We start from the raw sequence: 22,740 nt of genomic DNA, 5'->3' as shown, positions 1-22,740 counted from the left end.
GTCTGTTCTCAGTTCCTAGTGGGCGCGGTCCAGCAGGTAGCGGACGAGCGTGGTGAGGGCGGTGGCCGAGGACGCCTCGTCACGCGCGTCGCAGGTGACGACGGGGGTGTCCTCGAGGAGGTCCAGCGCTTCGCGCAGGGCGCCTTCGTCCCGAGGCGGGGAGTCGGCGAACTGGTTGACCGCGATGGCGTAGTCCAGGCCGTAGTGCTCGATGAGATCGATCACCGGGAAGGAGTCCGCCAACCGATCGGGGTCCACCAGGACCAAGGCCCCGAGGGCTCCGCGAGCCATGTCCTCCCACATCTGGACGAAGCGTTGCTGGCCGGGTGTTCCGAACAGGTAGAGGACCACTCGGTCGCTGATGGTCAGTCGTCCGAAGTCCATGGCCACCGTCGTGGTGGTCTTGCCGCGGACGCCCTTGAGGTCGTCGACCGACTCCGCGGCGCGCGTCATCGTCTCCTCGGTGGACAGCGGTTCGATTTCCGAGATCGAGCCGATGAACGTCGTCTTGCCCACCGCGAAGTGTCCGACGACGAGGATCTTCACAGCGGTCTGCGTCGCCCCGCCGCGGACGTAGGCCCGCTCACCCAAACTTGGCGCGGAGACCATTGAGTACCTCCTCCAGGATTTCCTTGTCGGCGAGGCGGGCACGCGCCACGGGCGGACGGGTGACGAGATGGCCGCCCTCCGTCAGAGAGGCGAGCAGGATCCGCACCACGCCCAGGGGCAGCCGGGTGTGCCCGGCGATCTCGGCGACCGAGAGGTAGCCGGCCGAGCACAGCTCCAGCAGCTCGCGCTCCTCGGGGGAGAGTCTGGTCGGCCGCCGTGAGGGCTCCGGAGCCGCCGTCACCAGCGTGATCAACGACAGTTGTGCCTCGTCGGGCAGGTCGCGTCCCCGGGTGATGACGTACGGGCGGACTAATTCCGTGGCCTCGGGGTCCCAGGCGTCCTGGCCGGTCATGAGCGGGCGCCGAGGTTCTCGCGGGGCGGTGTGGTCAGTTCCTTGCCGAGCTGCGCGACCAACTGCTGCATCCGGAAGGTGATGTCGGCCATGTCGACCTCCTGCGAGGCGGACACTCCGAGGTAGGCGCCGTCTCCGGCGGAGATGAGGAAGACCCAGCCGCCGTCGAACTCGACCAGTGTCTGGCGCCACCGTTGTGTCGGGTCCTCGCAGAAGAACCCGAGCGTGCGACTGAGGGACTGGACCCCGCTCATCGCGGCGGCCACCCGGTCGGCGTCGTCCTTGCCGAAGTCCTTGGTCCGGGCCATCAACAGCCCGTCCGCGGAGATCAGGACCGCGTGCAGGGCGCCGGGGATCTCCAAGGCGCTGTCGAGCATCCATGACAGATCGTCGTTCACGAGACCTCATGTCCTTCGCTGCTTGCACCGGGGGTGCTGCTCGTCTGATCCGCGTCGTGTGCCGGGGCCGTCCGGCCGGACTGCGTGCCGCGTTGGAAAGCAGCCATGACCTGCGCCTGTTCCGATCCCGAGCGACTGGTGGAACGTGGGGCGGGACCGGTCCCGGGCACGATGGCCATCGGCCGCTTGCGGCGCCGTCGCGGCAGGCCGTCGGCGGTCGTGGTCGTCACCGTGGCGGGCTCCGGACCGCTCTCGGGCCCGTGCGGGACGGCTGCCGGGGCGGAGGGCGCGGGAGCCTTCGCCTCGGGCATCGCGGTGAGCAGTTCGTGCGGCAGCAGCACGACCGCGCGCACGCCCCCGTAGGGGGAGGAGGTGTCCACGGACACTTCGAAGCCGAAGCGCTCGCAGAGGATGCCGATGACGGCGAAGCCGAATTGCGGAGGGTTGCCGAGGCCCGCGACGCCCGAGGCGCGCTCGCTGGAGAGCAACCGCTGGGCTCGGACCCGCTCCTCCTCGCTCATGCCCACACCGGCGTCGTCGACCACGACGCAGATGCCCTTCGGCACCGTCCGGATGTTGATCTCGACGATCGTGTCCGGGCTGGAGTAACTGGTGGCGTTGTCGAGGAGTTCGGCCAGGGTGAGCGCGACCGGTTCGACCGCGCGGCTGGTGATGCCGAAGTCGACCTGCGACAGGATGTCCACTCGGTGGAAATGGCGGATTCGGCCCTGCGCGCTGCGGACCACGTCGTAGACCGAAGCGGTGTCACGCCTTCCACCCAGCCAACCATCGCACAACACGGCGATGGACTGGGCGCGCCGCCCGAACTGCGAGTTGGTGTGGTCGATGTCCAGGAGATCCTGGAGCATCGCCGAATCACCGTATTTGTTCTGAAGTCGTGAGAGCACCAACTGTTGTTCGGCGGCGAGGCCCTGGAGGGTCCGCATGGCGGACTTCAGAACCGTCTTGGTCTCCTCCTCGGCCCGCTCCTGTGCCGAACGCACGGACTTTCCGTAGTCGTTCTCAAGCTCTGTGTAGTGCTCCCTGAGGCGGTGGATTTCGTGCTCCAACGTGCGCGCCGCCCGGCGCTGGCGGACGACGAGGGCGGTGGTGGCAACGAGGGCGAAGAGGAGAACCCAGGGCAGGGGGTTCTCTATGTATTCCGTCATAAGACTCTCTTCAGGCGACTGACGGCCGGCTTTCTGTCTTCCCGTCAAATGCGGGCGGTCGCGGACCGCCCGCACCGGGATCGCCGTCCGGGCTGCCCCTGAAGTCGGACAGGTCGTCGTTCAGTCGTCCGCCCGCTCCGCAAACGCGCTGATCGTATCACCGGTCGAACTGGTGAATGAACGTCAAGACCGGTGTTCGTCAGCCCGATTGGCGAAATCCGATCGCCGGGCCCGCCCCGCCCACGAGAGCGTGCCGAGAGTGCGCCGAGAGTGCCCCGGAGAACGGGAGGAGGCGTCAGTCGAAGTAGGACTCCAGTGTCCCCCGGCGCCGGACGTCCAGCGTCGCGCAGTGGAAGGATCCGCCGAACGGGGCATAGTGGAGAAGGTCGCACGGGATGGGCTCGAATCCCCACTTCTCCAGTGCGCGCATCATGCCCGTGTGATGGCGTTCCACGATCACGCGCCGCTCGTCGAGCACGAGCAGATTCATGCTGAGCCACTTCCCGCACAGCGAGGCCAGTCTGAGCAGTCTGTCGTCGATCGGATCGGGCTCGGGGGCGATCAGCAGGTCCCAGGATCGGAGGACCTCCGGCAGGCGATCGACATCCACGTACTCGGGATTGACCAGAGCCTTGCCCGGCGCCAGCAGCACGAGGGTCGTGTCGATGTGCATCGGGGTGCGGCAGCGACTCTCGACCTCGTGGACGCGGTAGCCGGGACCGAGGTGCCGACGCACCCACTCGATCCCCATGGCGTTGGTGACGTTGCTTCGGGTGACGAACAGGTCTCGCCCCGCCCGCACGAAGTCCGCCGCGTCGAAGACCGGTTCGAACTCGGTGAGGATGTAACGCATCTCCTCTCCCTCACCGGGAACCGTGAACTCAGGATCGTAGAGGGCGTCGGTGAGTTGCGGCTTCGGGGCGGCGGACCAGCGAGCCCCCCGCCGGAAGTAGTCCTTGAGCACCGAACGGTAGGAGTGCGTCTCGAAATACCGGCACGGCCAGGCCATCGGGGTCTCGATGATCTCGTCGCCGATCACCAGCATGCTGTCGCGCGGACAGGTGTTGCAGAAACCCCGCGACTTCCAGTCCGGGGTCGCGAAGCGCCTCCCGTGATCCACCGCGTCCGGCCGTCGTACCGTCACCCCCGCGGATTCCAGCAGCGCGACGAACCCATCGAGTTCCCGCCGGGCTCGCTCGACGAGAGGGCGCGGATACTTGAAACCCGCCGCCAGCCCTTGGAGCCGAGCCGCCCACGGCGGGATGTTGCAGGACACCACGGGGTGACTCGCCGGAATCGTCGCGCCTTCGAGCCGACCGACGATGATCTCCTCCAGCGGATCCCACTCGTTGTGGGAAGCGACGGGGCACCCGGGGTTCCCCGTCGCGCCCGGAAGACCGGGGACCTCCCTCACCGACATGCTGGTCACCCTTCGGTCGCCGTGCCCGCCGTCCTCGCCGATCCGCGCGCGTCGAACTCCTCGGACCGCTCCCGGGAGACCGACCGTGTCGAAGACGCTACGCCTCCGTCCCGCGGGTTCCCCGTCCGGCGGCCCCCGGCGCGTCGGCGGCCACGCGACCCGCGCGACGCCGGAGTCCCCGACGGCGGGACCCGAATCGGCGGCGACACGCGACCGCCGAAGAGCCCGAGCCCGCGTCGGCGCCTCCCGGGGACCCGGGAGGAGGGCTCTTCCCGCCGAACCCGGGCACCCCGACGGCGGGACCTCAGGCGCTCTTGGGCGCGGCCTGCTGCACCACCTCGAAGGACCACAGCCGCGAGTCGCTCGCCGCCGGGGCCGGTCGCTCGCCGCCACGCTCCCCGGTCCCCTGGTGCGCCGACTTCATCGGCCCTTCCATCCAGGCCCGGAAGGACTCCTCGTCCCGCCAACGGGTGTAGACGAGATAGGTGTCGGTGCCCTCGACCGGCCGGAGCAGTTCGAACCACTCGAAGCCGTCGGAACCCTCCACGGCGTGCGCGCGCGAGGCGAAGCGACGCTCCAGAATCTCCCGCTGCTCCGCGGGAACGGTCAGTACGTTGATCTTGACTACGCTCATGGGGGTCATCCTGCCGCACCGACACCCCGCCAGGACACGGGGCGTTCCTGTCGCTGAACACGGAGTCCCCGGCGGCCGTATCAACGAGCGGGTGAGAGACGAGGAGAGCGAGATCCACCACCGTCGCGAGACACCACCACGGCGGCCCGACGGCCGACGCGGTCCGGAGACGCGGGCGACCGTCGGCCGGGCCGCGCCCCGTCGACCCCGCCCGGAGGCGCCGGTCCCACCGGCCGGGAGGCGGGCGCCGCACGGGCGACGACGCCGGCCCCCCGGCCGTGGGTGGCCCGGCCGGGTCCTGACGGTGGTGGCCCTCCTCCTCGCCTGGCTGCCCGTCGGCGCGGGGACCGCCCTGGCGCACGCGGTTCCGACGGGCAGCCAGCCGCGGGAGAGCGAGGTGGTGGAGTCGGCTCCACGGCAGGTGACCGTCGAGTTCGACGAGCCCGTCGAGTTGGCCGAGGACTCGGTCCGGGTACTCGACCCCGACGGCCGACCGGTCACCGCCGGCGACCCGGCGCACGTGGCCGGAGCGCCGGACACCGCGCGAGTTCCCCTGACGGGGGGGCTCCAGGACGGTACGTACACGGTCTCTTGGCGAGTTCTGTCGGCGGACGGACACGCCATCTCGGGGCTCTTCTCCTTCTCCGTCGGCGCGCCATCCGCCCCGTCGGGCCCGGCCGACGCGGTACCGGCGGTCGACGGGACCGTGGCTTTCCTGGACACGGTGGCGCGCCACGGAGGGTACGTCGGCCTCTCGCTGCTACTCGGACCGGTGGTGTTCGTGTCGGCCTGTCGACCGGGAGCGTCGGCGGTCCGTTCGCTTCGGCGGCTCGCCGTGGTCGGCTGGTGGGTGTCGGCGGCGGCGGCGGTGGCGCGGTTGTCGCTTCGCGGTCCCTACACCGACGGGACCGGTGTGACCGGCATCCTCGACCCGACGTCCCTGGGCCGGGCTCTGGAGGGCCGGCCGGGGATCGCCTTGGCGTGTCGGCTGGCCCTGCTGCTGTCGATCGCCGCCCTGGCCAGATTCGCGCCGACATGGCGCACGGGACTGCCGGCCGCGGTCGCGCCGCCGACCCTGCTCGGCGTGGCCCTGGCCTCGACCTGGGCGGCAACCGACCACGCGGCGGCCGGGATCCAGGTGCCGGCCGCCGTGGTGTCGACCGTGGTCCACTTGGTCGCGGCGGCCGTCTGGACCGGTGGTCTGGTCGCTCTGTGGTACACGCTGCGTCCGGGCGCGCCGTCCGATCGTCTCCGACCCGAGGCGGTGGGACGCTTCTCGCGGATCGCCCTGGGATCCGTGACCGTGTTGGCCGTCACGGGGGTCTATCAGGCCTGGCGTGGTCTCGGTTCCTGGGACGCCTTCGCCTCCCCTTACGGTCGGCTCCTCGCCCTCAAGACCGCCGCCGTCGCGCTGATGCTGGTCGTGGCGTCCGCGTCCCGGAGCTGGTCCGAGCGGTTGCGTCGGACCGCGCGACCGGCGCCGTCACCCGCCTTCGTCGGGGCCGGCGGAGGGCGGGTGGCGGGGGAGCGCGGCTCGCACGGGGCGTCTCCCGAGCCGACGGGCGTCCCGAGCGAGAGCGGGCCACGGGGGGACGTCGCGCGGGAGTTGCGTCGGTCGGTACTGGTCGAGTCGGTGATCGGACTCCTGGTGCTGGCCGTGACGGCGGTCCTGACCGGTACGCAGCCGGGCCGGTCGGCGGAGTCGGCCCTCGTGCCGTCCGCGGTACCCGGCAGGCCGGACGTCGATCTGACGGTGATCCCCTTCGACACGGGCTCGGTCGAGGGGCGAGGCCGAGTCCAGGTCACGCTGGAGCCCGGACGGGTCGGCAGGAACGTGGTGGAGGCCGTGGTCTTCGGCGGGGACGGAAGCCTGGTGGCCGTGCCCCGACTCCGCCTGGAATTCACCCATCCCGGGCGTGGGGTCGGTCCGCTCGACGCCGAACTCGTCGACCAACGCGGCTACTGGGGCGGCGATACACTCGACCTCCCGTTCGCCGGTACCTGGACGATGCGGGCGACGGTACTGGTCTCCGAGGGGAACCAGGTCACCGTGGAGGAGACCGTGGAGGTGACATCGTGACGGCGAGAGGGTCGGCGTGGGCCGCGATCGGTCCGCGCGACCGTGAACACGTCCGCGCCTCCGTCCGTAAGGGACGGGAAGCACGCAGGTCCTGAGGAGTCGCCCGATGCCCGGAACGCCCGGAGACGACGGGACGGGTGGCCACCGTCGCCCCCCGATCGGCCACGTCGTGGTCCGTAGAGGGCCGCCTCGGAGGCGTCTGGCTCCAGCGAGTCGTCCTGCCTCGTCGACGCGGTCTCCTTCCGGTGTCCCAGCGGACCCGGATCCCGGCTTTCCGAAGCGAAGCGGGCGACCACCGGTCCGCCCCGAGGCAGGCCGACACGCTTATCCGTCCCACCGATCGGGAGTTCTCTCCATGTCTCGCCATTCACCGATCCCTCCCCCGATGCGCCGCGTGCCGTCCCGGACGCGCCTGGCCGTCGCCTGCGCCACGGCGGCGACCGCCGCGCTTCTCGCCGGTTGCGGCGGAGACTCCGCCGAATCAGCGTCGTCCTCCGAGGACCGGACGGCCACCGCCTCGTCCTCCCCGCACTCCGGGCACAGCGGGGACATGGACGGCATGGACGGCGCGGCGATGGGCGACCCCTCGGCCACCCCCGCGAACCGCCTCCCCGACGCCGAACTCGTCGAGGCCACCCTCGAACCGCTCGACACCCGACCGCCCGGCATGGACGACGTGGCGGGCACCGCGTGGCTGGCCCAGAGCACGGAGGGCACCACAGTGACGGTCTCCCTCACCGGCCTCGAACCGGGTGAGGCGTACATGGCGCATCTGCACGAGAGGTCTTGCTCCACCGACAACGGCGGGGACCACTTCCAGTTCGAGAAGGGCGGCGCCACCACGCCGCCCAACGAGGTGCACCTGATGTTCACCGCCGACGAGTCCGGCGCGGCCACGACCACGGTGAACAACGCCCGACGCACCGGCGATGACGCGGTCGCACTCGTCGTTCACCCTCACGCCGCGATGGACAACCGCCTGGCATGCGCGGACTTCGAGTTCTGAGGGCCGCGCTCGTCGCCTTGGGGTGTTCGGGCGCGCTGCTCCTGGGCGGCGCACCGGCCGCCGCCCACACCTCTCTCGAGGACGCGGCCCCCGGTCCCGGCGCGCGGTCCGCCGTGGGAACGGACGTCCTTTCCCTGACCTTCGGCCGTCTGGCGTCCGGCAGCACGCCCGAGGTCACACTGACGGGGGCCGACGGAGCCCCGATACGGGTGGGTCGCCCCGTCGTGGTGGGCGATTCCGTGGTCTGCGCCTCCGTCGACCCGCTGAGCGCCGGGGTGGTCACGCTGGCGTACACCGTCACTTCGGTGGACGGCGATCGGCAGGACAGCGCCTTCCGGTTCGCCGTCTCCGAGGACGCGGCCGAGACCGAACCCGCGGCCGACTGCCGGGGGCGGGACCTGCCTCCGCCGGGGGCCGTCGGAGAGGCGGCGGGGGTCGGTCGAACCGCGACCCTGGCCCTCCTCGTGGGGGTGGTCCTGCTCGCGGTGGCCGCCGGATTCGTCGTGCTGCGCGCCCTTCGTGGCCCCCGCGCGGACGACCGAAGCCCCCCGAGGGAGCCGGACGTGCCATCGAGCACCACCGAGCCCGGCGGCCCCGCGCCCTCGACCGACGGCGGCCGGTCGTCCCCCTCGGCGGAGCACCCGCCGTCCCGACCCGCGAAGGAGTGACATGTTCCGGGAGCCGCCCTCCCGACCCTCCGGATCTCCGGCCCCGGGCAGGGCCCTCGCGTCCCTCCGCCACGTCCTCGCCGTGGCGGCGGTGCCGGTTCTGGCAGCGTCGGTCGCCGCGTGCGGGGGAGGCGAGCGGGATCCGTCCGCCGCGGCCTCTCCCTCGTCCTCGGCTCCTGCCGGGGCGTCGGGCGGGGTCGTCGCGCCCGCGAGGATCGAAGTGATCGCCGGGCTCGCGGGCTGCGAGGCCACCGTCCGGGTGGAGGCGGAGCAACTGCGCGAGGGCGTGTGCCACGACCCCGAGGGCGACTACCTGATCACCACCTTTCCGGAGGAGCGCTATCAGCGGGCCTGGTTGGCCGAGGCCGCCGTCTACGACGCCACCTATCTGGTCGGTCCGCGCTGGGTGGTCAGCGCCGAGCGCGAGCGTCTTCCCGAGTTGCGCGACGTGCTCGGGGGCACCATCGGCAAGGCGGACGGCGACCTCGCCTCCGGCTCTTCGTGACGCGCCCCGATCACGGGTCGGACTCCCCTCGGTAGCGCTTCCCGGTCCGGGGGAGGTCTCGCGTCACGCGCTTCGCACCCGTCCCCGAGACCGGGGCCCCATGCCGCGCGGGGGTCCGCCCGGAGCCTTCGTACCCGGACACGGGCCTTTCGGGCTCGGCCCGCCGGGCGCCCCGACTCCGGGATCCGACGACCCCCCGCCGCTTCGGCTTGCGCCCGAGTGCGCGCGGCGATTACGTGGAAGCGGTACGGAAAGGCGAGAGAATCCGGAGGCCCTCGTGTCCTCGAAACGACGCCGCAAGAAGAAGGCCCGCCGCAAGCACGCGGCCAACCACGGCAAGCGACCGCAGTCCTGAAGACGGCGGTCGACGCGGCGCCGTCACCGAATCTCGCCTCCCGACGGAGCGCGGGAAGCGGTTCCGGCGCCGCACTCCGGCGACGGCGCGTCGGGTGCCGCGCGCCGTCGAGCGAGCCCCCCGACCGGGTCAGCCGTGTCCGCCCTCCCGCCCCCGCACGACCACGACGGGGCAGTGCGCGTGGAGCAACAGCGCCTGACTCACCGAGCCCAGCAGCATCCCGGCGAAGCCACCGCGCCCCCGTGCTCCGACGACCACGAGCTGAGCCTCCCGACTCCTGTCGATCAGCACCTCCCGAGTCTCACCACTGGCCACCTCGCGCCGGACCTGCACGTCCGGGTGCTCCTGCCCATGTCCCACGAGGGACTCGGCGAGCAGCCTCTCGGCGCTCTCCACCCCGGAACCGACCGGCGCGTACTCCGGCAACCAGGCGTGCACGGCCGTCATCGCCGATCCGCGCAGGGAGGCCTCGGTGAAGGCGAAGTCCACCGCCGGCTCGCCGACGGGGGAGCCGTCCACACCGAGGACCACCGGCCCGGAACCGGTCGGATCCCCTCGCGCCACGAGGACGGGACAACGGCTGTGGGCGGCCAGCGACACCGCCGTCGAGCCCAGCACCATGCCGATGAAGCCCCCGGCGCCCCGGGAACCGATCACGACCAACCGCGCCGTCCGCGACTCGGCCTCCAGGACCTCCACCGGCGAGCCCACCACGACGACCTCGAAGACCTCCACCTCCGGGGCGACGCTCCGCGCGTGACGGGCCGCGTCGCCCACCATCCGGTCGGCGTCCTCGGTGGGCCGGCGACCCGCGGCGTGCACCACCCGCAGTCCCGCCCGCCGTATCCGGGCCTCCCGGGCGGCCTGGTCCACTGCCGTGAGGCTCGACGCGGAGCCGTCGACGCCGACGACGACGTTCACCAAGGCTGCTCCCTGTCCGGTGTGCGAGGTCGGTCCGCCGCGCTCGTCCCACGCGACGGGACGTGGACGGCGACTTCACCATCGTCGCCGTCCCCGAGTACGCGCGCGACCCGGGAGGCGGACCCGGGGCCCCGGAGTCCGGGCCGCGGCTCCCGGTCACCGGCCGAACCGGCTCCGACACGCCGGCCCCATCCCGGGCGGGTGCTGGACGGGTCGGGAGATCCCCAGGAGACTGCCGTATCACCGCGCCCGGTGTCCCGGGCCCGATGACGGACCCTTCCGACCCGTCGCAGCCGGGCGGGCCGACGCCCTCGTCCCGGCGAACAAGGAGCATGGCATTGTCGACTGCAGGCGGCCAGGGCGGCGAGGCGGAGCCGGAGGCGGTGCCGGAGGACATCGCCGCCCCGACGGGTTCGGGCACCCTCAAGCCGGTGGTGTTCATCGGCTCGGCCGTGCTCATCCTGGCGATCTCGGTCTGGGCGATCGTCACACCCGCGGGCGCGGAGGACGCCATCGGCGTGGCCGTGGACAAGATCTCCTACTGGTTCGGCTGGTACTACTTCCTCGCGGCCACCCTGTACCTGGTCTTCGTCCTGTTCATCGGCGTCTCCAAGTACGGCACCGTCAAGCTCGGCCCCAAGCACTACAAGCCGGACTACGGCCTGTTCGCGTGGGCCGCCATGTTGTTCGCCGCGGGCATCGGCATCGACCTGATGTTCTTCTCCGTGGCCGGCCCGGTGAGCCACTACCTCGCGCCACCCGAGGGCGACCCGGCCACCGTCGAGGCCGCACGGCAGGCGGTGGTCTGGACCCTGTTCCACTACGGCATCACCGGCTGGGCGATGTACGCGCTCATGGGCATGGTCCTCGGTTACTTCGCCTTCCGCTACCGTCTGCCCCTCGCCATCAGGTCCGCCCTGTACCCCATCATCGGGCGACGGGTGCACGGCCGGATCGGGGACGCCGTGGACCTGGCGGCCATCATCGGTACCGTGTTCGGGATCTCGGTGTCCCTCGGCATCGGCGTGGTCCAGCTCAACTACGGTCTGAACGTCCTCTTCGACGTACCCGAGGGGCTCCCCGCCCAGATCGGCCTGATCGCCGTAGCCGTGGTCATGGCGACCGTGTCGGCGGTCGCGGGCGTGGACAAGGGAATCAGACGCCTGTCCCAGCTCAACGTCCTGCTGGCCGTCCTGCTGATGCTCTTCATCCTGGTCGTCGGCGAGCCGTTCCGGCTGCTCAACGCTCTCGTCCAGAACATCGGGGACTACATCAGCCGCTTCCCCTCCATGACCCTGAACACCTTCGCCTACGACCAGCCGACCGAGTGGCTGGACGCCTGGACGTTGTTCTTCTGGGCCTGGTGGATCGCCTGGGCCCCGTTCGTCGGGCTGTTCCTGGCCCGGATCTCCCGAGGTCGAACGCTGCGGGAGTTCGTGGCGGCCACGCTCGTGATCCCCTTCCTGTTCACCGGGGTGTTCCTCGCCGTCTTCGGCAACAGCGCCCTCTTCGTCGTGCAGGACGGCGACATCGGGTTCGGGGAGACCGCCATGACCTCTCCCGAACAGGGCTTCTACGGGCTGCTCGAACAGTACCCGGGGGCGTTGTTCAGCGCCGGGCTCGCCACCTTCGTCGGTCTGTTGCTCTACGTCACCTCCGCCGACTCCGGCGCCCTGGTGATGGGAAACCTCAGCTCCGACCTCCCCACCCCGGTCACCGACGCCAAACCGTGGCTGCGCATCTTCTGGGCACTGACGACCGGCTTGCTCACCCTCGCCATGCTCATCGTCGGCGGGGTGCAGGCGCTCACCGACGCCACGATCATCATGGGGCTGCCGTTCTCCTTCGTGATGTTCCTCATCATGGCGGGTCTCTACCTGGCCTTGCGCACCGAGCGGATGCGCGAGGAGGCCCTCGCCACCACGCTGCCGGCCTCCCTGTCCGGACGCACACCGCACGCGGGCCCCGCCGGCACCCGCAACTGGCGAACCCGGTTGGCGCGCGCCATGGCCTTCCCCGGGCGGCGGGCGGCCACGCGCTTCGTCGACGATGTCTGTCGCCCCGCCTTCGAGGACGTCGTGCAGGAACTGCGGGCTCAAGGAGCCGCCGCGGAACTGCTGGAGGGAACCGACGAGGAGAACGGCCTCCCACACGTCGGGCTCAAGGCCCCCATCGGCCCGGCGGACACGTTCGTGTACCGGGTGTGGCCGGTCGAGACGCCGACCCCCGGCTTCGCCACCAAGTCGGTCAGCACCCACGACTCCTACGTCCGCTTCGAGATCCAACTCGCCGAAGGCAACCAGGGCTATGACGTGATGGGCTACACCCGCGAGCAACTCATCGCCGACGCCCTCGACCAGTACGAGCGGCATCTGGAGTTCCTTCGCCTGCACCACGAGGCGACCGCCCAGTCGTCGCTCCCCGACCACCGTCCCGACGATCCCGAGGCCCACCTGCCCGACTGACGTCGACACCCTCCGGAGAGGAGGAGTGGACGTCACCCCCCTCGTTGCCGGCGCTCGCCCGACGCACACCGAGCACCCCGAGCATCGCGCGGGCGGCGGGACTGAGGTTGAAACCGCTCCACGCCAGGTACTCGACACGACGAGGACCGTCGGCGAGGCGGACGAGTCCCAGACCCGACCGCCCTCTGTCAGGCGGACGTACGAACGCCGACGGCAGCAACGCCACACCCATACCGCGCTCGACGAGTCGGACGATCAGATCGACCGCGCCGGCCTCGAACGCCACCTGCCGGGTCAGACCCGCCGATGCGAAGGCGCGGTCCGACTGGACCCGTGCCGGGGTGCCGTCCACGAAGTCCACGAACGTCTCCCCGGCGATCTCCCGTAGGGTCACCCGATCGGCCTCCGCCAATCGATGCCCGGTCGGTACCACGAGGGCGTGCGCGTCCCGGTCGAGCACCACCGTCTCCACCCCGGAGGGCCTTTCGCCCTCGGGGAGACCGACGAAGGCGATGTCCAGCTCGCCCCGACGGACGGCGGCGACCAACGTGTCGCTGGGGGCGGAGCGCAGGACGATCCGCACGTCCGGGTGGCGCGCGCGGTATCTCTGGAGCAGGTCCGGCACGTCGACCGCCGCCGTCGTCACGATCACCCCGACGACCAGCCGGCCACGAACCACCCCGGCGGCCTCGGCGGTGTCGGACGCGGCCCGCTCGGCGGCGGCGAGGCATTCACGCGCCCGGAAGACGAACACCTCACCCGCCTTCGTCGGCTCGGTGCGCCTGCTGGACCGGGCGAACAAGCGGACTCCCAGTTCCTTCTCCAGTGCGGCGATCCGGTGACTCAGCGACGACTGCACCACGGCGCAGCGTTCGGCGGCCCGGGTGAAGTTCCCGGTCTCGGCGAGGGCCACGGCGTAGCGCATCTGTTGGAGATCCATCCGCCCATCGTTCTTGTTCATGGTTGCCATCGCAAGCATGTGTTGTGTGCATGAATCCGTGCCGCGAGACTCGCGGCATGCGGACCTCGAATCCCCACGGCGCTCCGGACACCGAGCGCGCCTCCCTGCCCAAGCGGGCGACCCTCCTCGCCGCCACGGCAGTAGCCCCCCTCTCCTGGGGAACGACCTACGCGGTGACCACCGAACTCCTCCCGCCCGGACCGTTGTTCACGGCGCTGCTGCGTTCTCTTCCGGCCGGACTCCTCGCTCTCGCCATCACGCGAACACCGCCCCGAGGAGCCTGGTGGTGGAAGGCCGCCGTACTCGGCGCGCTCAACATCGGCGCCTTCTTCCCATTCCTGTTCATCGCCGCCGAGCGACTGCCAGGCGGTGTCGCGGCGACCCTGGGGGCGATCCAGCCCCTTCTGGTGGCCGGCATGGGCGTCGTGCTCCTCGGCGAACGTCCTGCCGCTCGACACCTCGGATGGGGGGTACTCGGAGCGGGTGGCGTCGGGCTCGTCGTCCTCGGCCCGGAGGCCCGGTTGGACGCGGTGGGGGTGTCGGCGGGGCTCGCCGGTACCGCCGCGATGGCCGCCGGAGTGGTGCTCACCAAGCGCTGGGGCAGACCCCCCGGGGTGGGCGCGCTCACTCTCGCCGGGTGGCAACTCTCCTTCGGAGGTGTGCTGTTGCTTCCCCTGGTATCGATCGTCGAGGGGGTGCCGTCCGGGATCGACCTCGGGGCGACGCTCGGCTATCTCTGGCTGGGAGGCGTGGGCGGACTGCTCGCCTACGTCCTCTGGTTCCGCGGGGTGGGCAGGCTGCCGATCGGCGCGTCGGCCCCGTTGGTGCTCCTCTCCCCGCTCGTGGCGGCCCTCGGCGGACTGTTCCTGGGTGAGACCCTCGGCCTCTCGCAGATTCTCGGTTTCGGCCTGGCCCTGATCGCGCTGTTGGCCGCCGGACTCGCACCCCCGGCGACGGTGAAACCGGGTGGCGGTCGTGCTCAGCCGCCTCCCTCCCCTGGCGTCGACGGTGCCTGGGACGGGGTCCGTGCGCGAGCGGCCGGCCGGCGGATGCCCGACGATGGTGAGGCGAAAGCCGCGCGTGGCGGCGGCCGTCCGTGACCGGGCCGGGCGGGGCGCCCGGTCGGCCCCGGGGACGGGCTTGCCGCCGCCAGGCGGAAGTGCGGCCGGCCGACGGTCGGCTCCGACGAGTATCGGGGAGACGTCACCATGTCACCTCTGTTTCACGGCACTCCCGAGGGCAGCGCCGGGCGCGGGCTCGCCGCGAACCCCTTTCACACGGTGGCGAACCCAGCCGCCGGGATGACCGAGGCCCCACCGGCGCACCGGTTGCCCGACGCGCCGGTGGCACCCGAGACCGCCTACCGGCTGGTGCACGACGAACTCATGCTGGACGGAAACGCGCGGCTGAACCTGGCGACCTTCGTCACGACTTGGATGGAGCCCCAGGCCGACACCCTGATGGCCGAATGCCGTGACAAGAATATGATCGACAAGGACGAGTACCCCCGCACTGCCGAACTCGAGCGGAGATGCGTCTCCATGCTCGCCGATCTGTGGAACGCCCCCGACCCCGCCGAGGCCGTCGGCTGCTCGACCACCGGTTCCAGCGAGGCGTGCATGCTGGCCGGCATGGCCTTGAAACGGCGCTGGGTCGCGCGCAACTCCCACCGCTATCCCTCGCGTGAGGCACGCCCGAACATCGTCATGGGGGTGAACGTGCAGGTCTGCTGGGACAAGTTCTGCACGTACTGGGAGGTGGAGGCTCGGACCGTGCCGATGGAGGGGGATCGGTTCCACATCGACCCGGAGGCCGCCGCACGATTGTGCGACGAGAACACCATCGGCGTGGTCGGGGTGCTGGGTTCCACCTTCGACGGCTCCTACGAGCCGATCGCCGATCTCTGCGACCGACTCGACGCCCTGCGGGAGCGCACTGGCCTCGACATCCCCGTGCACGTCGACGGGGCCTCGGGGGCCATGGTCGCGCCGTTCCTCGACACCGACCTGTGCTGGGACTTCCGCCTCCCGCGCGTGGCGTCGATCAACACCTCCGGCCACAAGTTCGGCTTGGTCTACCCCGGAGTCGGCTGGGTCCTCTGGCGCGACCGGCGGTCCCTCCCCGAGGAACTGGTCTTCCGGGTGAACTACCTCGGCGGCGACATGCCGACGTTCGCCTTGAACTTCTCCCGACCGGGCGCGCAGGTCGTCGCGCAGTACTACACCTTCCTGCGGCTCGGCCGCCAGGGCTATCGCGACGTCCAACAGGCCTCGCGGGACGTGGCGGGCGCCTTGGCCGACGGCATCGCGGCCCTGGGAGAATTCCGGGTGCTCACCCGGGGCGACGCACTGCCGGTCCTGACCTTCACCACCGCAGCGGACGTCACCGCCTTCGACGTCTTCGACGTGTCCCGGGGACTGCGCGAGCACGGCTGGCTGGTCCCGGCGTACACCTTCCCGCCACACCGGGAGGACCTCGCGGTGTGCCGGATCGTCTGCCGGAACGGCTTCTCGATCGACCTGGCCGACCTGCTCCTCGGGGACCTGCGTCGACTGCTGCCGGAATTGCGCGCGCAGCCTCGCCCCCTGGTCCGGGATCGGGACGCGGAGACCCCTTTCCACCACGCGGAGCGGTGAGTGCCCACGAGGCCCCGCCGTGCTCGCCCCCGGGCCGCGGCGCCGCCACCGCCGCCCGGCTTGCGGGCGACCGTTCCCGGAGGTGTCGTGGAAGACACGTACTCGGACCGGGAGAACCCATGTCGATGCCGCCGCTCGGATTCGGCTCCTCGGATCCGTTCAGCGAGATGCTGAATCGTTTCTTCGGAATGTCGCCGGCATCCTCCCCGCCGGCCGTGCAGCGGGTCCCCATCGGGCGGCTGCTGACCGACTCGGCGCAGGCACTGCTCGGCCAGGCGGCGGGACGCGCGGTCGAAGACGGCACGACCGATCTCGACACCGAGCATCTGCTGTGGGCCGCGACCCGAGTCGAGCCGTCCCGGGGCCTGCTCGCCCGCGCCGGCGTCGATCCCGACGCGCTCGCCTCGCGGATCACCGGCGTGCTCCCACGCGAGGCGATCGAGCCCTCGGCGGAACCGGGTCTCACACCGGCCGCCAAACGGATCCTCCGCGCCGCCTACGCCCGCTCCAGGGCGGCGGGGGCCTCCTACATCGGCCCGGAGCATATCCTGGGGGCGCTGCTGGCGGCCGAGGAATCCGGGGCCGCGCGGCTGCTGCGGGCCGAGGGTCAGGACCCCGCGCTGCTGGCCGCCGCCGCGGACCGTTCACCCCGCGCGGACGACCGCGCCACGACCGGGGACGAGCCGGCCACCGCGCTGGAGGAATTCGGTCGGGACCTGACGGAGGAGGCCAGGGCGGGAGGACTCGATCCGGTCGTCGGTCGGGCGGCGGAGATCGAACAGACCGTGGAGATCCTGTCCCGGCGTTCCAAGAACAACCCGGTGCTCATCGGCGAGCCCGGGGTGGGCAAGACCTCCATCGTCGAGGGCCTGGCCCAGCGCGTCGTCGCGGAGGAGGTTCCCCAGACCCTCAAGGGCAAGCGGGTGATCTCCCTGGACCTCTCCGCCATGGTGGCCGGGGCACAGTACCGGGGGCAGTTCGAGGAGCGCCTGAAACGGGTCATCGAGGACGTCCGGCGGGCCGAGGGCGACATCGTCCTGTTCATCGACGAACTCCACACCGTCGTCGGCGCCGGCGCCACCGGCGAGGGGTCGATGGACGCGGGCAATATGCTCAAGCCGGCGCTCGCGCGTGGCGAACTCCACGTGGTCGGGGCGACGACGATCGACGAGTACCGCAGGCACGTGGAGAAGGACGCCGCCCTGGAGCGTCGCTTCCAACCGGTGCTGGTGCCGGAGCCGACGGTCGAGGAGACCGTGTCCATCCTCGAAGGGCTGCGCGACGCCTACGAGGCCCACCACCAAGTCCGTTTCGCCGACGACGCCCTGGCAGCCGCCGCGAGGCTGGCCGACCGGTACATCGGCGACCGTTTCCTGCCGGACAAGGCCATCGACGTGATGGACCAGGCCGGTGCCAGGGTGCGGCTGCGCGGCGCGGGCCGCTCGACGGAGGTCGTGCGTCGACAGGACCGGGTGGCGATGCTCCGGAGGGAGCAGGAGCAGGCCGTGCGCGCGGAGGACTTCGAGGAGGCGGCCCGGATCAAGCGGGACATCGCCGAGACGGAGGGCGAACTGGCCGGAATCGAGGAGCGACGCGAGGGCGTGGTGGCGGTGACCGCCGCCGACGTCGCGGACGTCGTCTCCCGGCGCACCGGCATTCCGGTCGCCCAGCTGACCGAGGGGGAGCGGGAGCGGCTGCTGCGACTGGAGGAGGAGATGCACACCCGGATCGTCGGCCAGGACGAGGCGGTGACGGCGGTGGCGCGGGCGGTCCGCCGCAACAGGGCGGGCATGGGCGATCCCGGTCGGCCGGTGGGGTCCTTCCTCTTCCTCGGCCCCACCGGGGTCGGGAAGACCGAACTCGCCAAGACCCTCGCGGATGTGTTGTTCGGCGAGGAGGACCGCGTGGTCCGGTTCGACATGAGCGAGTTCCAGGAGAGGCACACCGTCGCCAGACTCGTCGGGGCCCCTCCCGGGTACGTCGGCCACGAGGAGGCCGGTCAGCTGACCGAGAGGGTCCGCCGGCAGCCCTACAGCGTGGTGCTGTTCGACGAGATCGAGAAGGCCCATCCGGACGTCTTCAACACGTTGTTGCAGATCCTCGACGACGGTCGCCTCACCGACGCCCAGGGCCGCGCGGTGGACTTCCGGCACTGCGTCGTCGTCATGACGTCCAACATCGGCGCCCGTCTGATCCTCGACCACCGCGGCGACACCTCCGCGATCGAGGACGAACTGAAGGAGCTGTTGGGGCGGCGTTTTTTGCCCGAGTTCCTCAATCGTGTGGACGACGTCATCGTCTTCCACGCCCTCACGGAGGACGACCTCTCCGCGATCCTGGACCACCTTCTGGTCGGGAGCGAGCACCGGGTGCGGGCGCAGGGGGTCGCGCTGGAGGTCGGAGACGACGCGAGGAAGCTCCTCTTGGCACACGGCCACCGTCCCGAGTTCGGCGCCCGTCCGCTGCGCCGGACCATCCAGGCGGAACTCGACAACCGGGTGGCCGACCTGCTGCTCGGCGGCGAGGCGGGCCCCGGGGACACCGTCGTCGTCGACGTGCGGAAGGACTCGCTGCACTGCTCGGTGCGCCGGGCGGAGGACAAGGGCGGAACGGAAGGCGAGCGGGCCGACCACCGGCGGAGCGGATGACCGCGCCCGCGGACCCTGCCCGGAGTCGCCGCCGTTGGACGCCCGGCGCCGGTCGCCGCATCATGGAGGGACGGGCCCCGCTTGCTCACCGGCTCCGGTGAGGAAAGGCATGTCATGGACCTGTGGGTGATCTGGCTGATCGTCGCGGCGGTGCTCGCCGTGGCGGAGGTCTTCACGCTTACGGCCGCCATGGGCATGCTGAGCGTGGCGGCCCTCGTCACCGCCGTCTTCGCGGCCGTCGGACTGCCGTTGCCGCTGCAACTGGTGGTCTATGCCGCCGTGGCCACCGTGACCGTGCTGTTCGTCCGCCCCGCGGCCGTGCGCGCGCTGAGACCTTCCGGGACGAGGTTCGGGATCGAGGCCCTCGTCGGCCGCTCCGCCCTCGTCCTGTCGGAGGTCTCCGGAAACGAGGGGCTGGTCAGGATCGACGGCGAGGAGTGGACGGCCCGCGCGTACGACGAGACGCTGGTGATACCGGCCGGCGCGACCGTCGACGTCATCGAGATCAGCGGCACCACCGCGTTCGTCTACCCCCGGGACTGAGGACATGGAATTCTCGGCGTTCTTCCTTGCCGGTCTGATCGTGGCACTGTTCGCGATCTTCACCGTGGTACGCGCTGTCCGGATCGTTCCCCAGGCCCGCGCCCGCAACGTCGAGCGCCTGGGTCGGTACCACCGGACCCTGACACCCGGGCTCAACCTGGTCATCCCCTACATCGACCGGGTGCACCCCGTGATCGATCTCCGGGAGCAGGTGGTGTCGTTCCGGCCGCAGCCGGTGATCACCGAGGACAACCTGGTCGTCGAGATCGACACCGTGCTGTACTTCCAGGTGACCGACGCCCGAGCCGCCTTCTACGAGATCGCCAACTTCCTCCAGGCCGTCGAACAGCTGACCGTCACCACCTTGCGCAACGTGGTCGGGTCGATGGACCTGGAGAAGACGTTGACTTCCCGGGACACCATCAACAGCCAGCTGCGCGGCGTGCTCGACGGAGCCACCGGCAAGTGGGGACTGCGCGTGAACCGCGTGGAGATCAAGGCCATCGACCCGCCCCAGACGATCAAGGACGCGATGCAGAAGCAGATGCGCGCCGAACGGGACAAGCGCGCCGCCGTCCTCGGGGCCGAGGGCCAACGCCAGTCCCAGATCCTCACCGCCGAGGGCGACAAGCAGGCCGCCGTCCTCCGTGCCGAGGGCAACCGGACCGCCGCCATCCTGGAGGCCGAGGGGCAGTCCCGCGCCATCGACGAGGTGTTCCAGGCCGTGCACCGCAACGACCCCGACCCCAAGCTCCTCGCCTACCAGTACCTGCAGGCGCTGCCGCAGCTGGCCCAGGGCTCCGGGAACAACTTCTGGGTGATCCCCAGCGAGATCACCTCCGCTCTCCAGGGTGTGTCGCGGGCTTTCACCGAGTCACTGCCCCGATCGCCCGCCACCCGCGAGGTGTCCGAGGACGACACCGCGGCCCGGGCCGCCAGTGACTCCGCCGAGGCGGCGGAGGCCGCCGCGGAGGCTCTCGCGGACGCCGCCGAGGCCGACCGGACCCCCGGCACCGGGAGCCTGCCACCCGGAACCACCGCCCCCGGCGTGCTCGGGCCCGAGCGGAACGCCTGACCGGGCGGCTCGCGGCGGTCAGGACGGCCCCCCGCCCGCCGTGTGCAGCAGCGCCAGCAGGGCGATGTCGTCGGTCCGGTACCCGGTGGAGGCGGTCCTCCTCAACAACCTGTCGACGAGCACGTCCAGGTCGGACACATCCGCCTCCCCCAGATGGCCCGCCAGTCCGGACACGGCCTCGTCGAGATCGACTCCCGGGCGTTCGATCAGGCCGTCGGTGTAGAACGTCAGCAGGAAGCCCGCCGCGAGCGGCACCTCCGTCACCGGGAAGACGGCGTCCGCAACGACACCGAGCAAGGGACCCGGGGGCGCCTCGACGGGTCGGATGCCGCGATCGGGGACACGGAGCAGCGGCGGGGGATGTCCCGCCGTCGCCAGGGACATCACTCCGGCCGACAGGTCGATCCGCGCGTAGAGGCAGCTGGTGAAGAGGTCCGGGCCGATGTCGACGAGCAGCCGGTTGATCCGGGCGAGGACCTCGTCGGGCGCGGTGCCCGCCGTCGCGTGGGAGTGGACACCGGTGCGCACCTGGCCCATCAGCGCGGCGGCGGCCACGTTGTGCCCCTGCACATCGCCGATCACGGCGGCGACGGCGGTGTCGCCGAGGGGGATCAGGTCGTAGAAGTCGCCTCCGATGTCCATGCCCCAGGTGGCGGGCAGGTAGCGGGCGGCCACCCGCAGCCCCGCGACGGCCGGCAGGGTGCCCGGCAGAAGAGCCTGCTGGAGGCCGTGGGCGAGTTCGTGCTTGACGTCGTACAGACGCGCCCGGTCCAGGGCCTGGGCGACGAGGCCGGCAAGGGACGTCATGACGGCGCGCTCCTCGGCGCGGAATCGGTGAGGACGTTCGTAGGAGAACACGCAGACGCCCACCGGTCGGCCCGAGGAGAGCAACGGCAGGAACGCCCACGCCTGCTTGCCGCTGAGCGCCGCCGCCGCCGGGTAGTGGCGCCGCAGCTCCTCCGGGCTGCCGAAGAACTCCGCCCTCCCTAGGGAGAGGGCCCGACCCGCCGGGGTGACGTCGCTGTCGAGCGGGACGCCGTCGAGCCGCTCGATGTCCCTCGGGGAATACCCGCGGTGCCCGGTGACGTGCAAGCGTCCGGCGTCGGCGGTGGACAGCACCAGCCCCTGGGCTCCGAGCGCCGGTACGATCTGCTCCGCGACCAGGTCGATGACGTCCTGGACGCCGACGACCTCGGTGAGGCCGGCCGCCAGGTGGGTGAGCTGGTACAGGTGCCCCGCGCGGGCGGACCGGGTGGCGTCCCCGGAGGCCGGTCGGGTGGCTTCGGGTTGTCCCGGCAGCACGCGGACGCTGATGCCGCTCGCGTCCGGGTACAGGTGGAAGACCAACCACTGTGCGGGAGGCCGGCGGACCGTGAAGGACGTCGGCTCGCGGCTCAGCACGGCGCCGCGGTAGTGGTCCTCGTAGGCCGCGTCGTCCAGCCAGCGCAGGGACTGCCAGGGCAGCGTGCCCAGCAGCCGTTCGGCCTCTCCGCCGAGCAGCTCGCACGCGCCCGAGCTGAGGTAGGTGAAGCGCCCCTCCAGGTCCAGGGCACAGCTCCCGCCGGGCAGGCGCTCGATGAAGTCGGTGGCGACCAGGCCCGGCTCGGCCGCCGGGTGTCCCGAGGCCACCGGCAACAGCCGCAGGGGCATGGGGCCGACCGGGGGCCGGCCCCGCTCGGCCGTCGCCTCCAGTGCCCTTGCCAGCCTGTGGCAGCTGGCGGAGATGTTGCTCCGTTCCCGCCCGGTCATGTACGGAGGCCGGCTCGCCGGCCAGATCAGCACCAACGCCCCCCACGGCCGCACCCCGGCGACCGGCGCGGCCAGCAGCGCCAGCGGGTGCAGGAGGGCGAGGGCGGCCCGGGGGTAGGAACGCGCCATCTCCTCCGGCCCGGCCACCCAGACGATGCGGTCCTGGCGGAACGCGTCGGCCAGTGGGGTCGGCATCGCCAGCGGCACCCGCACCCAGGGCACGGCGAGCTGGACGGGCGCCCCGGAGAGCAGGGTGAGCCGGAGCGTCCGCTCCTCCGGAGCGAGCAGGTACAGACCCCCGACGGAGGCGCCGGTGCGGCGCACGGTGTCCGTGAACGCGGCATCCAGTTCCTCGGTGCCGCCGGCTGGTCCACCCGTCCCGGTCACGCGGCACCTCCCGCAGCCTGAGGAGCGGTTCCGGAGGGGGCGGGACGCGCCGTCGTCCCTCTCCACTTATGGACGGTACGCCGATGCGTCGCGGTCGGCACACCCGCCCGGTCTCGCCGATCGACCCCGACCGGCGAGGATCCGGGCCGGTCGGGGCTT

Annotated in this window: 18 protein-coding genes and 1 pseudogene; 10 read left to right on the top strand and 9 right to left on the bottom strand. The window is 71.5% G+C overall.

All coding sequences use genetic code 11. The features are described from left to right. Positions 1 to 15 precede the first annotated feature (15 nt). The 6 genes from JEK78_RS00915 to JEK78_RS00890 form a co-directional block, all read right to left on the bottom strand. Positions 16 to 609: an ATP/GTP-binding protein gene (locus JEK78_RS00915; RefSeq protein ID WP_200262174.1), complete on the bottom strand. Its 594-nt coding sequence runs from the start codon at positions 607 to 609 to the stop codon at positions 16 to 18. Next, positions 584 to 961 carry a DUF742 domain-containing protein gene (locus JEK78_RS00910; protein WP_200262173.1) on the bottom strand — a complete coding sequence of 126 codons (378 nt, stop codon included), beginning with the start codon at positions 959 to 961 and terminating at the stop codon, positions 584 to 586. The genes JEK78_RS00915 and JEK78_RS00910 overlap by 26 nt, the downstream gene beginning before the upstream one ends. Then, complete coding sequence (locus tag JEK78_RS00905; protein ID WP_200262172.1) at positions 958 to 1,359, bottom strand: roadblock/LC7 domain-containing protein; 402 nt, start codon at positions 1,357 to 1,359, stop codon at positions 958 to 960. The genes JEK78_RS00910 and JEK78_RS00905 overlap by 4 nt, the downstream gene beginning before the upstream one ends. Further along, the gene (locus JEK78_RS00900) at positions 1,356 to 2,528 is read right to left on the bottom strand and encodes a sensor histidine kinase (RefSeq protein WP_200262171.1); all 1,173 of its coding nucleotides are present in this window, start codon (positions 2,526 to 2,528) and stop codon (positions 1,356 to 1,358) included. Before JEK78_RS00900 ends, JEK78_RS00905 begins: the two co-directional genes overlap by 4 nt. Positions 2,529 to 2,823: 295 nt before the next feature. Beyond that, positions 2,824 to 3,948 (bottom strand): amidinotransferase, encoded by a 1,125-nt coding sequence (locus JEK78_RS00895; protein ID WP_200262170.1) that lies wholly within the window; start codon positions 3,946 to 3,948, stop codon positions 2,824 to 2,826. Between the two features lie 304 nt (positions 3,949 to 4,252). Beyond that, positions 4,253 to 4,582 (bottom strand): antibiotic biosynthesis monooxygenase, encoded by a 330-nt coding sequence (locus JEK78_RS00890; protein ID WP_200262169.1) that lies wholly within the window; start codon positions 4,580 to 4,582, stop codon positions 4,253 to 4,255. 307 nt (positions 4,583 to 4,889) lie between these two features. Between JEK78_RS00890 and JEK78_RS00885 the strand changes: the two genes are divergently transcribed. The 4 genes from JEK78_RS00885 to JEK78_RS00870 all read left to right on the top strand — a co-directional run bounded on the left by JEK78_RS00885 (position 4,890) and on the right by JEK78_RS00870 (position 8,841). Then, a complete protein-coding gene (locus JEK78_RS00885) occupies positions 4,890 to 6,662 on the top strand; it encodes a copper resistance protein CopC (RefSeq protein WP_347341197.1) in 1,773 nt (590 codons plus the stop codon). A 385-nt stretch (positions 6,663 to 7,047) separates the two neighbouring features. Beyond that, entirely contained in the window at positions 7,048 to 7,668 is a 621-nt protein-coding gene (locus tag JEK78_RS00880; protein ID WP_200262168.1) for a superoxide dismutase family protein, read from the top strand. Then, positions 7,647 to 8,336, top strand: a complete 690-nt coding sequence (locus JEK78_RS00875) for a copper resistance protein CopC (RefSeq protein ID WP_200262167.1) — start codon at positions 7,647 to 7,649, stop codon at positions 8,334 to 8,336. The genes JEK78_RS00880 and JEK78_RS00875 overlap by 22 nt, the downstream gene beginning before the upstream one ends. A 1-nt stretch (position 8,337) precedes the next feature. Then, positions 8,338 to 8,841 carry a hypothetical protein gene (locus tag JEK78_RS00870; protein ID WP_242483219.1) on the top strand — a complete coding sequence of 168 codons (504 nt, stop codon included), beginning with the start codon at positions 8,338 to 8,340 and terminating at the stop codon, positions 8,839 to 8,841. A gap of 484 nt (positions 8,842 to 9,325) precedes the next feature. Here the strand turns inward: JEK78_RS00870 and JEK78_RS00865 are convergent, their stop codons facing one another. Then, positions 9,326 to 10,117 carry a universal stress protein gene (locus tag JEK78_RS00865; protein ID WP_200263926.1) on the bottom strand — a complete coding sequence of 264 codons (792 nt, stop codon included), beginning with the start codon at positions 10,115 to 10,117 and terminating at the stop codon, positions 9,326 to 9,328. Positions 10,118 to 10,500: 383 nt separating this feature from the next. On the opposite strand from JEK78_RS00865, the gene betT reads away from it, so the two are divergent. Next, complete coding sequence (gene betT / locus JEK78_RS00860; RefSeq protein WP_347341211.1) at positions 10,501 to 12,582, top strand: choline BCCT transporter BetT; 2,082 nt, start codon at positions 10,501 to 10,503, stop codon at positions 12,580 to 12,582. Between the two features lie 61 nt (positions 12,583 to 12,643). Here the strand turns inward: betT and JEK78_RS00855 are convergent. Next, positions 12,644 to 13,522, bottom strand: a pseudogene (locus tag JEK78_RS00855) (LysR family transcriptional regulator); the annotation flags it as partial. Between the two features lie 77 nt (positions 13,523 to 13,599). On the opposite strand from JEK78_RS00855, the gene JEK78_RS00850 reads away from it, so the two are divergent. From JEK78_RS00850 to JEK78_RS00830, 5 genes are all read left to right on the top strand, one after another. Beyond that, positions 13,600 to 14,643: an EamA family transporter gene (locus JEK78_RS00850; protein ID WP_200262165.1), complete on the top strand. Its 1,044-nt coding sequence runs from the start codon at positions 13,600 to 13,602 to the stop codon at positions 14,641 to 14,643. A gap of 108 nt (positions 14,644 to 14,751) precedes the next feature. Further along, a complete protein-coding gene (locus tag JEK78_RS00845; protein WP_200262164.1) occupies positions 14,752 to 16,179 on the top strand; it encodes a glutamate decarboxylase in 1,428 nt (475 codons plus the stop codon). Positions 16,180 to 16,298: 119 nt separating this feature from the next. Then, positions 16,299 to 18,827, top strand: coding sequence for an ATP-dependent Clp protease ATP-binding subunit (locus JEK78_RS00840; RefSeq protein ID WP_200262163.1), 2,529 nt, complete (start codon positions 16,299 to 16,301; stop codon positions 18,825 to 18,827). Positions 18,828 to 18,941: 114 nt separating this feature from the next. Further along, positions 18,942 to 19,370 (top strand): NfeD family protein, encoded by a 429-nt coding sequence (locus JEK78_RS00835; RefSeq protein ID WP_200262162.1) that lies wholly within the window; start codon positions 18,942 to 18,944, stop codon positions 19,368 to 19,370. Between the two features lie 4 nt (positions 19,371 to 19,374). Continuing rightward, complete coding sequence (locus JEK78_RS00830) at positions 19,375 to 20,445, top strand: SPFH domain-containing protein (protein ID WP_200262161.1); 1,071 nt, start codon at positions 19,375 to 19,377, stop codon at positions 20,443 to 20,445. A gap of 18 nt (positions 20,446 to 20,463) precedes the next feature. Here the strand turns inward: JEK78_RS00830 and JEK78_RS00825 are convergent, their stop codons facing one another. Further along, positions 20,464 to 22,581 carry a SpoIIE family protein phosphatase gene (locus JEK78_RS00825; protein ID WP_200262160.1) on the bottom strand — a complete coding sequence of 706 codons (2,118 nt, stop codon included), beginning with the start codon at positions 22,579 to 22,581 and terminating at the stop codon, positions 20,464 to 20,466. Positions 22,582 to 22,740: the final 159 nt, after the last annotated feature.

Origin of the sequence: Streptomyces sp. HSG2, assembly GCF_016598575.1 — a bacterium.
GTDB lineage: Bacteria > Actinomycetota > Actinomycetes > Streptomycetales > Streptomycetaceae > Streptomyces.
Note: the sequence above shows the minus strand (reverse complement) of the source record. Positions and strands in the feature narration are given on the sequence as shown.

Coding starts and splice junctions, on each gene's coding strand:
- JEK78_RS00875 (WP_200262167.1), top strand. CDS start 7,647: ATGCGCGGACTTCGAGTTCTGAGGGCCGCGCTCGTCGCCTTGGGGTGT.
- JEK78_RS00845 (WP_200262164.1), top strand. CDS start 14,752: ATGTCACCTCTGTTTCACGGCACTCCCGAGGGCAGCGCCGGGCGCGGG.
- JEK78_RS00830 (WP_200262161.1), top strand. CDS start 19,375: ATGGAATTCTCGGCGTTCTTCCTTGCCGGTCTGATCGTGGCACTGTTC.
- JEK78_RS00890 (WP_200262169.1), bottom strand. CDS start 4,582: ATGAGCGTAGTCAAGATCAACGTACTGACCGTTCCCGCGGAGCAGCGG.
- JEK78_RS00900 (WP_200262171.1), bottom strand. CDS start 2,528: ATGACGGAATACATAGAGAACCCCCTGCCCTGGGTTCTCCTCTTCGCC.
- JEK78_RS00910 (WP_200262173.1), bottom strand. CDS start 961: ATGACCGGCCAGGACGCCTGGGACCCCGAGGCCACGGAATTAGTCCGC.
- JEK78_RS00915 (WP_200262174.1), bottom strand. CDS start 609: ATGGTCTCCGCGCCAAGTTTGGGTGAGCGGGCCTACGTCCGCGGCGGG.
- JEK78_RS00880 (WP_200262168.1), top strand. CDS start 7,048: ATGCGCCGCGTGCCGTCCCGGACGCGCCTGGCCGTCGCCTGCGCCACG.
- JEK78_RS00895 (WP_200262170.1), bottom strand. CDS start 3,948: ATGTCGGTGAGGGAGGTCCCCGGTCTTCCGGGCGCGACGGGGAACCCC.
- JEK78_RS00840 (WP_200262163.1), top strand. CDS start 16,299: ATGTCGATGCCGCCGCTCGGATTCGGCTCCTCGGATCCGTTCAGCGAG.
- JEK78_RS00835 (WP_200262162.1), top strand. CDS start 18,942: ATGGACCTGTGGGTGATCTGGCTGATCGTCGCGGCGGTGCTCGCCGTG.
- JEK78_RS00850 (WP_200262165.1), top strand. CDS start 13,600: ATGCGGACCTCGAATCCCCACGGCGCTCCGGACACCGAGCGCGCCTCC.
- JEK78_RS00870 (WP_242483219.1), top strand. CDS start 8,338: ATGTTCCGGGAGCCGCCCTCCCGACCCTCCGGATCTCCGGCCCCGGGC.